The sequence below is a fragment of the Pantoea sp. X-Soil-TKNS-1207 genome (genome assembly GCF_059730485.1).
On the sequence record NZ_AP035958.1, the window covers coordinates 1,103,382 to 1,117,657 of the forward strand.

18 protein-coding genes and 1 other RNA gene are annotated in these 14,276 nt (G+C 54.8%); 8 read left to right on the forward strand and 11 right to left on the reverse strand.

Going from position 1 to position 14,276, the window contains the following annotated elements:
• The first annotated feature begins 11 nt into the window (after nucleotides 1-11).
• Both glnK and amtB read left to right on the forward strand, forming a co-directional pair.
• Complete coding sequence (gene glnK / locus AC6I8V_RS04970) at nucleotides 12-350, forward strand: P-II family nitrogen regulator (protein WP_007886947.1); 339 nt, start codon at nucleotides 12-14, stop codon at nucleotides 348-350.
• Nucleotides 351-383: 33 nt separating this feature from the next.
• Complete coding sequence (gene amtB, locus AC6I8V_RS04975) at nucleotides 384-1,673, forward strand: ammonium transporter AmtB (protein ID WP_497844812.1); 1,290 nt, start codon at nucleotides 384-386, stop codon at nucleotides 1,671-1,673.
• A gap of 72 nt (nucleotides 1,674-1,745) precedes the next feature.
• Here amtB and tesB read toward each other — a convergent pair whose 3' ends face one another.
• Nucleotides 1,746-2,609 carry an acyl-CoA thioesterase II gene (gene tesB, locus AC6I8V_RS04980; protein WP_497844813.1) on the reverse strand — a complete coding sequence of 288 codons (864 nt, stop codon included), beginning with the start codon at nucleotides 2,607-2,609 and terminating at the stop codon, nucleotides 1,746-1,748.
• A 205-nt stretch (nucleotides 2,610-2,814) separates the two neighbouring features.
• On the opposite strand from tesB, the gene AC6I8V_RS04985 reads away from it, so the two are divergent.
• Entirely contained in the window at nucleotides 2,815-3,372 is a 558-nt protein-coding gene (locus AC6I8V_RS04985) for a YbaY family lipoprotein (protein WP_497844814.1), read from the forward strand.
• A 56-nt stretch (nucleotides 3,373-3,428) separates the two neighbouring features.
• Here AC6I8V_RS04985 and AC6I8V_RS04990 read toward each other — a convergent pair whose 3' ends face one another.
• Complete coding sequence (locus AC6I8V_RS04990; RefSeq protein ID WP_497844815.1) at nucleotides 3,429-3,743, reverse strand: MGMT family protein; 315 nt, start codon at nucleotides 3,741-3,743, stop codon at nucleotides 3,429-3,431.
• 178 nt (nucleotides 3,744-3,921) lie between these two features.
• On the opposite strand from AC6I8V_RS04990, the gene ffs reads away from it, so the two are divergent.
• Nucleotides 3,922-4,018, forward strand: an RNA gene (ffs, locus tag AC6I8V_RS04995) — signal recognition particle sRNA small type.
• Nucleotides 4,019-4,153: 135 nt separating this feature from the next.
• Here ffs and hha read toward each other — a convergent pair.
• The 3 genes from hha to AC6I8V_RS05010 form a co-directional block, all read right to left on the reverse strand.
• Entirely contained in the window at nucleotides 4,154-4,372 is a 219-nt protein-coding gene (hha, locus tag AC6I8V_RS05000) for a hemolysin expression-modulating protein Hha (RefSeq protein ID WP_013508151.1), read from the reverse strand.
• A 24-nt stretch (nucleotides 4,373-4,396) separates the two neighbouring features.
• A complete protein-coding gene (gene tomB / locus AC6I8V_RS05005; RefSeq protein ID WP_021185827.1) occupies nucleotides 4,397-4,774 on the reverse strand; it encodes an Hha toxicity modulator TomB in 378 nt (125 codons plus the stop codon).
• 147 nt (nucleotides 4,775-4,921) lie between these two features.
• On the reverse strand, nucleotides 4,922-5,275 hold the full coding sequence (locus tag AC6I8V_RS05010; RefSeq protein WP_497844816.1) for a hypothetical protein: 354 nt from the start codon (nucleotides 5,273-5,275) through the stop codon (nucleotides 4,922-4,924).
• Nucleotides 5,276-5,626: 351 nt separating this feature from the next.
• Between AC6I8V_RS05010 and AC6I8V_RS05015 the strand changes: the two genes are divergently transcribed.
• Genes AC6I8V_RS05015 through AC6I8V_RS05025 form a run of 3 tightly spaced genes read left to right on the forward strand, consistent with a single transcriptional unit; the run spans nucleotide 5,627 to nucleotide 8,020 of the window.
• Nucleotides 5,627-6,283 (forward strand): metal ABC transporter ATP-binding protein, encoded by a 657-nt coding sequence (locus tag AC6I8V_RS05015; RefSeq protein WP_497844817.1) that lies wholly within the window; start codon nucleotides 5,627-5,629, stop codon nucleotides 6,281-6,283.
• The gene (locus tag AC6I8V_RS05020) at nucleotides 6,280-7,119 is read left to right on the forward strand and encodes a metal ABC transporter permease (protein WP_497844818.1); all 840 of its coding nucleotides are present in this window, start codon (nucleotides 6,280-6,282) and stop codon (nucleotides 7,117-7,119) included. Before AC6I8V_RS05015 ends, AC6I8V_RS05020 begins: the two co-directional genes overlap by 4 nt.
• 22 nt (nucleotides 7,120-7,141) lie before the next feature.
• On the forward strand, nucleotides 7,142-8,020 hold the full coding sequence (locus AC6I8V_RS05025; protein WP_497844819.1) for a metal ABC transporter substrate-binding protein: 879 nt from the start codon (nucleotides 7,142-7,144) through the stop codon (nucleotides 8,018-8,020).
• A 43-nt stretch (nucleotides 8,021-8,063) separates the two neighbouring features.
• Here AC6I8V_RS05025 and ykgO read toward each other — a convergent pair whose 3' ends face one another.
• From ykgO to AC6I8V_RS05045, 4 genes are all read right to left on the reverse strand, one after another.
• On the reverse strand, nucleotides 8,064-8,204 hold the full coding sequence (gene ykgO / locus AC6I8V_RS05030) for a type B 50S ribosomal protein L36 (protein WP_008103894.1): 141 nt from the start codon (nucleotides 8,202-8,204) through the stop codon (nucleotides 8,064-8,066).
• An 11-nt stretch (nucleotides 8,205-8,215) separates the two neighbouring features.
• On the reverse strand, nucleotides 8,216-8,476 hold the full coding sequence (locus tag AC6I8V_RS05035) for a type B 50S ribosomal protein L31 (protein WP_497844820.1): 261 nt from the start codon (nucleotides 8,474-8,476) through the stop codon (nucleotides 8,216-8,218).
• A 166-nt stretch (nucleotides 8,477-8,642) separates the two neighbouring features.
• Nucleotides 8,643-11,792, reverse strand: a complete 3,150-nt coding sequence (locus AC6I8V_RS05040) for an efflux RND transporter permease subunit (protein WP_497844821.1) — start codon at nucleotides 11,790-11,792, stop codon at nucleotides 8,643-8,645.
• Nucleotides 11,793-11,809: 17 nt separating this feature from the next.
• Nucleotides 11,810-13,012: an efflux RND transporter periplasmic adaptor subunit gene (locus tag AC6I8V_RS05045; RefSeq protein WP_497844822.1), complete on the reverse strand. Its 1,203-nt coding sequence runs from the start codon at nucleotides 13,010-13,012 to the stop codon at nucleotides 11,810-11,812.
• A gap of 141 nt (nucleotides 13,013-13,153) precedes the next feature.
• On the opposite strand from AC6I8V_RS05045, the gene acrR reads away from it, so the two are divergent.
• Nucleotides 13,154-13,792 carry a multidrug efflux transporter transcriptional repressor AcrR gene (gene acrR, locus AC6I8V_RS05050; protein WP_497844823.1) on the forward strand — a complete coding sequence of 213 codons (639 nt, stop codon included), beginning with the start codon at nucleotides 13,154-13,156 and terminating at the stop codon, nucleotides 13,790-13,792.
• 25 nt (nucleotides 13,793-13,817) lie between these two features.
• On the opposite strand, the gene rsmS is transcribed toward acrR, so the two are convergent.
• Both rsmS and AC6I8V_RS05060 read right to left on the reverse strand, forming a co-directional pair.
• Complete coding sequence (rsmS, locus tag AC6I8V_RS05055) at nucleotides 13,818-13,973, reverse strand: pleiotropic regulatory protein RsmS (protein WP_497844824.1); 156 nt, start codon at nucleotides 13,971-13,973, stop codon at nucleotides 13,818-13,820.
• Between the two features lie 8 nt (nucleotides 13,974-13,981).
• On the reverse strand, nucleotides 13,982-14,227 hold the full coding sequence (locus AC6I8V_RS05060) for a GlsB/YeaQ/YmgE family stress response membrane protein (RefSeq protein ID WP_497844825.1): 246 nt from the start codon (nucleotides 14,225-14,227) through the stop codon (nucleotides 13,982-13,984).
• Between the last annotated feature and the right edge of the window lie 49 nt (nucleotides 14,228-14,276).

The window sequence follows — 14,276 nt, forward strand, 5'->3', positions numbered from 1 at the left end:
GAGGGGAACGTATGAAGCTGGTTACCGTGGTAATCAAACCATTTAAGCTGGAGGACGTGCGTGAAGCCTTATCCTCTATTGGCATTCAGGGACTGACAGTTACCGAAGTGAAGGGTTTCGGTCGCCAGAAAGGTCACGCAGAGCTTTATCGCGGTGCCGAGTACAGCGTGAACTTCCTGCCAAAAGTAAAAATTGATATCGCCATTGCTGATGATCAACTCGATGAAGTGGTGGACGTTATCAGCAAAGCAGCCTACACCGGCAAAATTGGCGACGGCAAAATTTTCGTTGCGGAACTGCAGCGCGTTATCCGTATTCGTACTGGCGAGACCGACGAAGCAGCACTGTAACTGGGGCTATGTATTGTGATGGGATGGAAAGAAATGAATAAACTAATGACGAAGTTGGGCCTGACCAGCCTGGCGCTGTTACCGTCTCTGGCCATGGCGGCAGCTCCTGCCGTTGCGGATAAAGCCGATAACGCGTTTATGATGATCTGCACCGCGTTGGTGCTGTTCATGTCGATTCCGGGTATTGCCCTGTTCTACGGCGGTTTGATCCGCGGTAAAAACGTGTTGTCGATGCTGACCCAGGTTGCCGTAACCTTCTCCCTGGTGTGTGTGCTGTGGATGATCTATGGCTATTCACTGGCCTTCAGCGAAGGCAACGCGTTTTTCGGTAGCTTCCAGTGGGCGATGTTGAAAAACATCGAGCTGAAAGCGCTGATGGGCACGTTCTATCAATACATCCACGTCGCGTTCCAGGCTTCCTTCGCCTGTATCACCGTGGGTCTGATTGTCGGTTCCATTGCTGAACGTATTCGTTTCTCTGCCGTGCTGATTTTCGTTGCCGTGTGGCTGACGCTGGCTTACCTGCCGATTGCGCACATGGTCTGGGCGGGCGGCTTGCTGGCGACAGATGGCGCGCTGGACTTCGCAGGCGGTACTGTGGTGCACATCAACGCCGCGGTTGCTGGCCTGGTGGGTGCTTACCTGGTAGGTAAACGTGCTGGCTTCGGTAAAGAAGCATTCAAACCGCACAACCTGCCGATGGTGTTTACCGGTACGGCGATCCTGTACGTGGGCTGGTTCGGCTTTAACGCCGGTTCTGCCTCTGCCGCTAACGAAATCGCTGCGCTGGCCTTCCTGAATACCGTGATTGCCACTGCCGGTGCGGTGCTGTCATGGACCTTCGGTGAGTGGGCGCTGCGTGGCAAACCTTCTCTGCTGGGTGCTTCTTCCGGCTTTATCGCAGGCCTGGTGGCGATCACCCCGGCGTGTGGTTATGTCGGTGTCGGCGGTGCGCTGATTATCGGTCTGGTGGGTGGTCTGGCTGGCCTGTGGGGTGTAACCACCCTGAAGAAATGGCTGCGCGTTGATGACCCGTGTGACGTGTTCGGTGTGCACGGCGTGTGCGGCATCGTCGGTTGTATCCTGACCGGTGTGTTTGCTTCCTCTTCTCTGGGCGGCGTAGGTTATGCAGAAGGCGTGACCATGGGCCATCAGGTGTGGGTACAGCTGTTCAGCGTGGGTACGACTATCGTCTGGTCCGGTGTGGTTGCCTTCATTGGCTTCAAACTGGCCGATATGATTGTGGGCCTGCGTGTTCCGGAAGATCAGGAACGTGAAGGTCTGGATGTGAACAGCCACGGCGAAAACGCTTACAACCAGTAAGCGTCAGGCTGAAGAAGAGCAGTGCGCTAAAACAATAAAAAGCAGAAGGGGCGATAATTATCGCCCCTTTTTTTATGCGTCGCGCTGGCGCATAACCCCTTCCTGCACCGTGGTCGCCACCAGGGTGCCATCCTGAGTAAAGAACTCGCCGCGGACAAATCCACGCGCACCCGACGCCGAGGTGCTGACCACGTTGTACAGCAACCATTCAGTCAGGTCGAAGGGACGGTGGAACCACATCGAATGGTCGATGGTCGCCACCTGCATATCCGCTTCAAGGAAGCCTTTGCCGTGCGGCTGGAGCGCGACCGGCAGGAAGTTGAGGTCCGACGCATAGCCAAGCAGATACTGATGAATCCGTCGATCCTGCGGCAGCTGGCCGTTGGCACGGACCCATACCTGACGAACCGGCTCATCAACCCGGCCTTTCAGCGGATTGTGGATCTGGACCGGACGGATATCGAGCGGGCGCTCGGAGAGGAATTTTTCCCGCAGTTTAATCGGCAGATGCGCCGCCAGCTGCTGCGCCAGATCCTGCTCGGAGGGCAGGTTATCCGGCGGCGGCACCTGCGGCATACTGTTCTGATGCTCAAAACCGCTTTCCGGCGCCTGGAATGAGGCTGTCATATAGAAGATGGGTTGGCCGTTTTGCACCGCGCTGACGCGGCGGGCGCTGAAACTTTTACCGTCGCGCAGGGTTTCGACATCATAGATGATGGCTTTCTGGCTATCGCCCGGACGCAGGAAGTAGCTGTGAAAGGAGTGGATGATGCGTGCTTCCGGCACCGTCTGTTTGGCGGCATAAAGAGCCTGGCCCACCACCTGGCCACCAAACACCTGACGTAGGCCGAGGTCTTCGCTCTGGCCGCGAAATAATCCCTCTTCCAGTTTTTCCAGATTCAACAAATTAAGCAGGTTGTGCAGTGCCTGGCTCATAACGGATTCCTCAGTGATACCGGTCGGGCAAGTGTGAAAGATCCGACCAGTTTCCGTCAATCTTTTTGCCGTGATTTCAGCGATCTGAGACCCGTCTCAGGCGAAACGCGGATTTTTGTGCCAGAATTAAAGGCATTCGGCGGTTGAAAAGCTGCACATTATTTTTGCCGCCGACAATCATAGTGTTCATAAGGAGACGACATCGATGAAACTCTGGCAAGTAATCAGCGGAATGACGCTGGCCGTGGCAGTTGTCGGGTGCGCAGACCATAGCAAACCCGTGCCGACCCCAACGTTAGGCGCAAGTGTGGCAGGGCAGCCATCGACCATTGCGCAGCCGAATGTGAGTGGTTCCATTTATATTCGCCAGCGTATTGCATTGCCACCGGATGCGGTGCTGACCGTAACGCTGTCGGATGCCTCGCAGTCCGACGCGCCATCAAAAGTGCTGTCGCAGCGGGTGGTGCGTACCGAGGGCAAACAGGCGCCGTTCCAGTTTGTTCTGCCGTTTAATCCGGCAGACATTCAGCCAAACGCCCGCATCCTGTTAAGCGCGGCCATTGCCGTCGACGGTAAGCTGGCGTTTATCACCGATACCGTGAAACCGGTGATCAATCAGGGTGGAACCAAAGCAGAACTGCTGCTGGTGCCGGTGACCAATATGGCGATGCCAACCCAGCCGGGTGCGGCAACCACCGTACCGTCAACGTCACCGACGCAAATCACCCCGTCGGCTTCGGTACCGGCACCCACCAGCATGTAAATGATGTGCTGCGGCGCTAAGCGGTACACGTCAGGGATGGCGTGTACCGGTTGTCGCTAATTCTGATCCCAGCGATAACGGGCCAGTTCAATTTCCCCGGCATCGCTGACTTCAATGCCTTCGGCTTCCAGCGCATCACGCTGACGAAACAAATCATCGCCCTGCAACGAAATCCGACCATGACGATTAAGCACGCGATGCCAGGGTAACTGGCTGCTTGGCGGTAAGCGCTTTAGTACGCCGCCCACCTGACGCGCCGCGCGCGGTGAACCGGCTAAACGGGCGACATCGCCGTAAGTCATCACTTTGCCGGGCGGAATGGCGGCGATAATCTGCCATACGCGCTGCGGAAAGCTGTCGTGTTCGCTCATGGAGGAGATCCTGAATAACCGCAAAGGGCAAACTTTAGCATGTGCGTGGCGAACGAAGCAGCGGTTAGCCGCTTGTCTGTTCAAGAAAACAACGGTCATCCGGGGTTTGCTTGCAATTGCCGGGGGCTTACTTGATAATGCCAGCGCTCTCGTAACGAGGGCACTTCAATGGAGGCCCTGTTGGTTCTCCCGCAATGCTAACTTGTGAACTCGGTCAGGTCCGGAAGGAAGCAGCCGCAGCAGGCGACGCGTGTGCCGGGATGTAGCTGGCAGGGCCTCCACCAATTTCAGCCCACCCAAAAATCCCTATTATTCAGACAATAGCGTAACGCTGGCACTCCTTTGCCGGTGTGGAAGTCGATCCCTGAAAGTCGGTTATGCAGCGGGCCGGAGATACAGAGGGGAATAACTTAGCGGACAAATTTCCAGACAGAACCGGGCACTTTATCATAGAGCTTATTCATCGTCAGCTCTGCAAGGCGGTGATCGGCGGCGGAGTAAAATACCGCTAACTCGTCATCGGACAATTCATACTTGTTCTTTTCAATCACCCGTTCAAGGGTGTCGATTGAGCGACAGCGGCGCAGTCGCATCAAATAATCGGTTTTAGTTAAGGCTTGATTGCTCATAAATAGGTCGTTCTCACTCTGATGCTAAAAGGAATGGCTGGGTTGCTGTAGAAAAGCGCACTCTTCGGCAAACAGATTAAATAAGCGTCGGGCTGATCGTTGCCAACGTTGAAGATCCTGAGTATTGATTCCGTAACTGCTAAACAGCATAAAGGTATCATCAAGATATTCATCGATTTGCGTTATCAGTGCTTCATCTTCAACATGCTTAATTTTGTAATTCATCGTGAAAGACGCGATATGCTCAATCAAATCGTTGAGCTGTAAATTGCTTTCCGAAGTTGGATCATTAACCCAGCCATGATGGCTGTCAGTTAATGTTGCCATACTTTCGTCAAACAGATTCTCACACAGGAATTTAAGCTGAGCAATATCATGCCGTTTCGGTGAGTATTCGTCCATCTTTTTCCCCTCCATAGCTAGCACAGTTACCGCAGCGCGGCGAGATTAGGAAAAGCTACCAGGAAGCGATCACGAATAAAAATGAATTCAGCGACTCCTTAAATATAATCCACAATCATTAGTTTTGCTCACCTCCATTACCAAATATTACAATTCATCGGCAGGAGAAGGGCGGGTATTGTCTATCACCTCGAACACCAGCGCACCCGTCTGGATATGAAACAGAACATCTTCCTGGCGCGTAAAGGTTTCATTTAAATCCTGACAGGGACTAAATAAATTCCACCTGAAATCGTAAAGCATTTTAAATCGATTATTCGTCACGGACGTTATGGATATAATGCGAAAACTCTCGGGAACTAATCGCGCATTCTGTGAATACCATTGTAAATCACCTGCCAGCGCTTCCGCTATTTTGAGAATATTCCCTTGTATTATTGCCTGTAACTTTGCGTAGTCATCCTCACCTACAGCAATATCACAATGAATAATGGCCTGCATGATCTGTCCGGTAAAAAGGTGATGTTTATATCATTGGGGTTTCATCCGAACATTGCAAGCTTGCCTTAACCAGAAATAGCTATTGTTGTGATGGATTGCATCACGCAAAGGTTAAGAAAGGAATACCGACCCCCGCCATCCCCGCACGACGAACCTGAATTGGTTAACTTTTGAAACACTTTCTCCCAAGCCTGCCAGCCGGATCATCAGGTAGTATAGTTGTTATGTTATAACATTTTGGTTGTCGGGTATGAATCACAGTGGATTACTCCTCTCACTTGGCGGGCGGCTGCTGGTCGCGCTGCTGCTGGTGGCCTTCCTCGCGTTGGCTATTGTCTGGGGAGTGCAAAAATGATGCGTTTTCATCAGTTAAAGGCCGGTTATCAGGGGCAGACGGTTACGCCGACTATTAATGGCGAACTGCTCGCTGGCAGCATGACGGCGCTGATCGGGGCTAACGGCAGCGGTAAATCGACGTTGCTGAAAACCATCGCCGGATTACTGACGCCCATCTCAGGCCGTTGCGAACTTCAGGTGGCGCGTAAAGAGCTGGGCTGGCTGCCGCAGCGCACCGAGCTGGAGACGCGTTTCCCTATTACCGCGTATGAGCTGGTCGCGATGGGGTGCTGGCCGCGCTGCGGTTGGTTTGGATCGATCAATCGTGCGTTGCGTAAAGAGATCGATGCGGCGCTGGACGCCGTGCAGATGCGCGACTTCGCCGAAGCCCAACCTGCCACCCTGTCCGGTGGGCAGTTGCAGCGCGTGCTGTTTGCCCGCCTGATGCTACAGCGCAGCAAATTGTGGCTACTGGACGAACCTTTTAATGGCATCGACAGCCAGACCGTGACGCTGCTGATGTCGATCCTGCAACAGCAGCAGCAGGCGGGCACCACACTGCTGGTGGTTCTGCACGATCGCCCGTTGGTCGCGCGCTATTTCGAAGATGTGCTGTCGCTGGATGAACCTGAATCCGCCCATGCGCCGTTGCTGCGGAGAGTGGCATCGTGACTTTACTGCAACCCTTTATCGAATTTGGTTTTATGCGCCGCGCGCTGGTGGCCTGTGTGGCGCTGGCGCTGAGTGCCACGCCGCTGGGCGTTTTCCTCTCATTGCGCCGCATGAGTCTGATTGGCGATGCGCTGTCACATGCCGTGCTGCCCGGTGCGGCTATCGGTTATCTCATCTCGGGTCTGTCGCTGGTGGCGATGGGGATCGGCGGCCTGATTGCCGGTCTGGCGGTGGCTCTGCTCTCCGGCGCCGTCAGTCGCTACACCCCATTAAAGGAAGATGCCAGCTTCGCCGGTTTTTACCTCGGCTCCCTGGCGCTGGGCGTCACGCTGGTATCGCTGCGTGGCTCCAGCGTTGATCTGCTGCATGTGCTGTTTGGTTCTCTGCTGGCCGTGGATAACGCCGCCATTGTGCTGGTGGGCGGCATCGCTGCTTTCACCTTGCTGATGCTGGCTGTCATCTATCGCCCACTGGTGATCGACGCGTTCGATCCTGATTTCCTGCGCGCGCAGGGCAAATGGAGTGCGCCGCTGGTGCACGGCATTTTTCTCACCCTGGTAGTGCTTAACCTGGTGGCGGGTTTTCAGGTTCTGGGCACGCTGATGTCGGTGGGATTGATGATGTTGCCCGCCGCCAGCGCCCGCTTCTGGAGTCGTCATCTCGCCTGCATGTTAGGTATCGCCATGTTGCTGGCGATGGTGGCGTCGCTGATCGGGCTGATGTTGTCGTGGCACTACTCACTGCCTGCCGGACCGGCGGTGGTGCTGAGTGCTGCCGGACTTTTTTTACTTTCTATTGTGGCAGGACCCTGTGGCGGCTTACTGCGCCGTCGCTGACTAAACCAATAAGGGGATGTGTATGAAGAAGTTACCGATTAGCCTGGCGATTGGGGCCATGTTGATCAGCCCGCTGGCGCTGGCGAAAACCGTGGATGTTGTGGCGAGCTTTACCGTGCTGGCTGACATCGTAAAACAGGTTGGCGGCGACCATGTGCGTGTGAAATCGCTGGTGGGACCGAACGGCGATCCGCACACCTTCGAACCGACACCGCAGGACAGCCAGGCGCTGGCGCAGGCCGACGTCGTATTTGTCAGCGGCCTGGGCCTTGAAGGCTGGATGGACCGTCTGGTAAGCGCATCAGGCTACAAAGGCTCGCTGGTGGTGGCATCGGAAGGCATCAACACGCGCAAAATGGAAGATGATGGCAAAACCATTACCGACCCTCATGCGTGGAACAGCATGGCGAACGGCGTGATCTATGCCACTAACGTGATGAATGCGCTGATCAAGGCAGACCCTGAAGATGCGGCCGCGATTCGCAGGCAGGGTGAAAACTACATTCAGCAACTGCAAAAACTGGATAGCTGGGCGAAAACCGCCTTTGCCGCCGTGCCGCAGAGTAAGCGTAAGGTGCTGACCAGCCATGATGCGTTCGGCTATTTCGGCCAGCGTTATGGTGTGACGTTCCTGGCGCCGGTGGGCTTCTCAACGGAAGCGGAGGCCAGTGCCAGCGATGTGGCGTCGATCATCAATCAGCTCAAGGCTGAGCACATTAATACCTACTTTATGGAGAACCAGACCGATCCACGCCTGGTGAAACAGATTGCCAGCGCGACGGGCGCAAAACCGGGGGGCGAGCTGTATCCGGAAGCCCTGTCGGAAGCCAATGGTCCGGCTGCCAGTTATGAAGCGGCGTTCAGACACAACGTTGATGCCATGCTGAAAAGTATGAAATAAAAAAAAGGCCGGGTATTAACCCGGCCAATTATCACGACACATCCTAACGTTTTTTCTTTCTTCCCTGTACCGCTTTAAAGCGCGGATTCGTTTTACAGATCACATAGATGCGACCTTTACGCCGCACGACTTTGCAATCTTTATGACGGGTCTTCGCTGACCGCAATGAACTCAATACCTGCATGTTGTGCTCCGTTATGACTGGCTGCGGCCGAGGAAACGACCGAAGCGCTGATTAAAGCGCGCGGCACTGCCTTCCTTCGCGAAATCTTTCTGTTTGCCGGTGTAGTAAACGTGCGATTTCGAGGAGACATCGAGCGTGACGTACGGCAACACTTCACCTTCAAATTCAATGGTACGTTCGGTTTTGATGGTGGAACCGACTTTGAAGTATTCATTTGCCGTGGTGTCGTGGAACACCACCGGACGGTAGAAAGGGTGGATATCAGGTTTCATAATCATTCGCCTTATGTAATGTTATAATATAACAATATTATGAACCCGACGACGCAACAATGCAACCGCATAGGATGCAGGGATTTGAACCGGAGAGTTAAAGCGCATTGGTGCGCAGAAGGATAAAAAAAGGCCGCATCAGCGGCCTTTTGAAGAAGGGAAAATCTTAGTGGTTGTGGTTAACCGGATGTCCTTGCTCCAGCTCGCCTTTTTGCTTACTGAAACGACGACGTACCACCACAAAGAACACCGGAACGAAGAAGATCGCCAGCGCGGTTGCGGTCACCATGCCGCCCATAACGCCGGTACCTACCGCGTTCTGTGCGCCGGAACCGGCACCGGTACTGATCGCCAGCGGCAACACGCCGAGGATAAAGGCAAGGGAGGTCATCAGAATCGGACGCAGACGCATACGGGATGCCTCCAGCGTCGCTTCCACCAACCCTTTACCTTCTTTCTCCATCAAATCCTTGGCGAATTCGACGATCAGGATGGCGTTCTTCGCCGACAGACCGATGGTGGTGAGCAGACCTACCACGAAGTAGACGTCATTGCTCAGACCACGCAGGGTGGTGAACAGCAGCGCACCGACCACGCCGAGCGGTACCACCAGCATAACGGAGAACGGAATCGACCAGCTCTCGTACAGCGCCGCCAGACACAGGAACACCACAATCAGCGAGATGGCGTACAGCGCCGGTGCCTGGTTACCGGACAGACGTTCCTGATAAGACATACCCGTCCAGTCATAGCCGATACCGGCTGGCAGTTTCGAGGCCAGCTGCTCCATCAGGTCCATCGCGTCACCCGAGCTTTTGCCCGGTGCCGCCTGGCCGAGGATCTCCATGGATGGCAGACCGTTGTAGCGTTCCAGACGCGGTGAACCGTATTGCCAGTTCGCGCTGGAGAAGGCCGAGAACGACACCATCTCACCGCCGCTATTGCGGACATACCATTTGCTGATGTCATCCGGCAGCATACGGGAATTCGCCTGGCCCATTACGTATACCTTCTTCACACGACCACGGTCGATGAAGTCGTTAACGTAGGAGCCACCCCATGCTGCACCCAGCGTGGTGTTGATGTCAGACAGCGACACGCCCAGCGCCGAGGCTTTTTCCTGATCGATGATCAGTTTGTACTGCGGCGTATCTTCCATGCCGTTTGGACGCACGCCCACCAGGGTGTCCGGGTGCTGTGCCACCATGCCGAACAGCTGGTTACGCGCTTCGGTCAGCTTCTCATGACCAAGGTTACCCTGGTCGATCAGCTGGAAGTCGAAGCCGGTGGCGTTACCCAGTTCGATAATCGCGGGCAGGTTGAACGGGATAACCATCGCATCTTTGATGGCACCCAGGGCTTTCATGGCGCGACCTGCAAGCGCTGGCACTTTCAGATCGGCACTGCCACGCTCGTCCCACGGCTTCAGACTGACGAAGGCGATACCGGTGTTCTGTCCGCGACCGGCAAAACCGAAGCCGTTAACGGTAAACACCGAATTCACGCTGTCTTTCTCTTTGGTGAGGAAGTAATCCGTCACCTGATCCAGCACTTTCTGGGTACGTTCCTGGGTGGCGCCAGCAGGCAGCTGTGCCTGAGCCAGCAACAGACCCTGATCCTCTTCCGGCAGGAACGAGGTTGGGAGTCGCAGGAACAGATACGCCATGCCCACCACAATGATCAGATACAACACCAGATAGCGGCCGGTGCTGCGTACGATGTGGCCCACGCTGTCTACGTAGTGGTTGGTGCTCTTATCGAACAGGCGGTTAAACCAGCCGAAGAAACCGGTGGTTTTACCGTGGCTGCCTTTCTCAATCGGCTTCAGCATGGTGGCACAGAGCGCAGGCGTCAGGATCAACGCCACCAGCACCGACAGCGCCATGGCTGAAACAATGGTGATTGAGAACTGACGATAGATAACCCCGGTGGAGCCACCGAAGAACGCCATTGGAACAAATACCGCCGAGAGCACCAGCGCAATACCGACCAGCGCGCCCTGGATCTGCTCCATTGAGCGTTTGGTCGCTTCCTTCGGTGGCAGTCCCTCTTCGGCCATGACACGCTCAACGTTCTCCACCACCACGATGGCGTCATCCACCAGCAGGCCGATGGCGAGCACCATCCCGAACATGGTGAGCGTGTTTATCGAATAGCCGCAGGCGGCAATGATAGCGAACGTCCCCAGCAGTACCACCGGTACAGCGATGGTAGGGATCAGCGTGGCGCGGAAGTTCTGCAGGAACAGATACATTACCAGGAACACCAGCACGATCGCTTCGAACAGGGTTTTCACCACTTCGAAGATAGAGATTTTCACGAACGGCGTGGTGTCATACGGATACACCACTTTCAGGCCCGCCGGGAAGAACGGTTGCAGCTTCGCCAGCTCGCCTTTCACCGCATCGGCGGTATCCAGCGCGTTAGCACCGGTTGCCAGTTTGATACCAATACCGGATGCCGGTTTGCCGTTATAACGGGCGATGATCTCGTAGTTTTCACCACCGAGTTCAATCTTCGCCACGTCACGCAGACGCACCTGCGAGCCGTCAGTATTCACTTTCAGCAGGATATTGCCGAACTCGGCGGTTGAGGTCAGACGCGTCTGCGCAATGATCGAGGCGTTCAGCTGCTGACCCGGCGCTGGCGGCGTGCCGCCTAACTGACCGGCTGCGACCTGGGTGTTCTGGGTGCCCAGCGCGCTGATCACATCTACCGGCGTCAGCTGATAGTTGTTGAGTTTGTGCGGGTCCAGCCAGATACGCATCGCATACTGCGCACCAAACACCTGAGTATCACCAACCCCTGGGGTACGACTGATCGGGTCTTTGATGTTCGAGGCGACGTAGTCCGAGATATCGTTCTGCGTCATGTTCGGATCATCACTGACAAAACCCGCCACCATCAGGAAGCTGCTGGAAGATTTTTTAACCTGAATCCCCTGTGACTGAACTTCCTGCGGCAGCAGCGGCATCGCCAGCTGCAACTTGTTCTGCACCTGTACCTGCGCGATATCCGCGTCCGTACCGGATTGGAAGGTCAGCGTCAGGGTCAGGGTACCGGACGAGTCACTGCTCGAGGACATATACATCAGTCCGTCGATGCCGTTCATATTTTGTTCGATGACCTGGGTCACCGAATCCTGCAGCGTTTTCGCATCAGCACCCGGATAGGTGGCCTGGATCTCAACCGCCGGCGGAGCAACATTGGGATATTGCTCAATCGGCAGATTGATAATCGATAGCGCACCGGCCAGCATAATGATGATGGCGATTACCCACGCAAAGATGGGGCGATCGATAAAAAACTTAGCCATGTATTAACGGCTCCTGTTTATGAAGACGATTTTTGAGACTGCGCCTGAGACTGTGATTCGGGTGCGGCTTTGGTATCGTCTGAGACTTCCTGCGGTGTCACCTGAGCACCCGGCTTGACGCGTTGCAGGCCAGTGGTGATCACGCGGTCGCCCGCTTTCAACCCTTCAGTCACCAGCCATTTATCACCAATGGCCTGAGGCGCTGTCAGGTTGCGTGCTTCAACTTTATTGTCGGCGCCGACCACCATGGCTGTGGCCTGTCCGGTTGGCGTGCGTGTCACGGCCTGTTGTGGCACCAGCAGCGCATTCGGGTTGGTTCCCTCATCCAGACGCGCGCGGACAAACATACCTGGCAGCAGGCGATTGTCCGGGTTCGGGAAGATGGCACGCAGGGTAATGGAGCCGGTGGTCTCGTCTACGGTGACATCAGAGAATTCTAATGTGCCTGACTGGCTGTATGCGCTACCGTTTTGCATCAGCAGCACGACATTGGCTTTACCATCGTTCTGTTTCAGCTGACCGGATTCCAGCTCCGCGCGTAAACGCAGGAAGTCATCGCTGGATTGGGTCACGTCAACATACATCGGATCGAGTTGCTGCACGGTGGCCAGCGCCGTGGTTTGCGCACTGGATACCAGCGCCCCTTCGGTCACGGACGATTTACCAATACGACCGCTGATAGGTGAGGTCACTTTGGTGTAAGCGAGGTTGATACGCGCGCTTTCCACATTCGCCTGTGCAGCTTTCACGGCGGCATCATTTTGTGCTGCGGTGGCGACTGCGGTGTCATAATCCTGCTGACTGATGTATTTGGTACCCAGCAGCGGCTTATAACGTTTAACGGTCAACTGCGCGATGTTGGCGTTAGCCTGAGCCTCTGCCAGCGCGCCTTTGGCGTTATCATAAGCAGCCTGATACGTTGCTGGATCGATCTGATACAGGGAAACTCCTGCCTTCACATCACTGCCTTCAACAAAATTACGCTTCAGAATGATGCCAGAGACCTGAGGACGAACCTCTGCCACCCGGAAAGCTGAAGTACGACCTGGCAGCTCAGTAGTGATTTTCAGTGGTTCGTTTTTTAACGTCACAACACCCACTTCTGGGGGCTGCTGCTGGGCGGCTTGCTGGGATTTATTATCATCACATCCTGTTAACAAAAAGCTGCCTGAAAGCATCAGGACGGCCGCCAGAGGCGCTAATCCTCTGTTTTTATTCATAAATAAACCTCTAGTGTCCGATATCAAATGATCAATGGATCACAAACCGTTAAACCCATTGTGCGTTAAAACACGGGTCGTGCTATGGTACATACATTCACAAATGTATGTAAACTTGCCAGTTTGTAAAAACTGTCCTCTATGGCACGAAAAACCAAAGCGCAAGCGCTTGAAACACGTACTCAAATTCTCGACGCCGCGTTAGCCCACTTCTCTGAACACGGTGTTGCCGCTACTTCGCTGGCGGATATTGCTGCGGCTGCCGGCGTAACGCGGGGAGCCATCTACTGGCATTTCAAGAATAAAGCTGACCTGTTACATGAAATCTGGCTGCAATGTGACGCTGGGCTTGATGATGTGGAACTTGAGTATCAGACAAAATACCCCGACGATCCACTATCTGTTATGCGTTCAATGGTGATCTATATCCTTGAAGCCACAGCAAAGGATCCACAAAGACGCGCATTGATGGAGATCATTTTTCATAAATGTGAATTTGTCGGTGAGATGGCGACCTTGCAAAACATTCAGCAGAGTTTGCTGTTGGAGTGTTACGACAGAATAGAAGACGTATTGCGGTTATGCATTGATGCCGGTCAGTTGCCCGCAACCCTCAATACGCGCCAGGCGGCTTTAATTATGCGCGCCTATATTAACGGGATGATGGAGAGCTGGCTGTTTACCCCGGAAAGTTTTGACCTGGCGGCGGATGCGCCGCGTCTGGTGGATGCACTGCTTGATATGCTGCGGTTCAGCCCTACGCTGGTGAATCCGGGGTGAGGTGCCGGTTCGTAACGGCGCGAGCTTAGCGGGTTTTTTCCACGGCCTGTTTTTGTTCATAGTCGCGCTGGACAATCGCCAGCGCTGCCAGCACCGTAGAGGCGGGAATATGGTTTTCTTCCAGCAGCTGAATTAGATCCACCGCCAGTTTGATCTCATCCGAAGCAGTTTCCAGTGACATCTCTTCTCCTAAATTCGTAGTTTCGCAACAACCAGCAGCATCAGCAACGCCCCCGCCAGCGCTGTAGCCCAGGCGGCAGGATGCAGCGTCAGCATATCGCCCGCATCAAAGTAGCTGGCGATATATCCGCCCACCAGCGCACCAATTACCGCCAGCACCAGGGTGGCGACAAAGCCGCCGGGCCGTCCGGGAAAAATCAGGCGTTTCAACCAGCCTGCGGCAAGACCGGTCAGAATCCAGATGACAAAAGCCATTCTCCGCTCCTCTTATCAGCAGAGGAGAGTATAGAAGAAAGATCGTTGT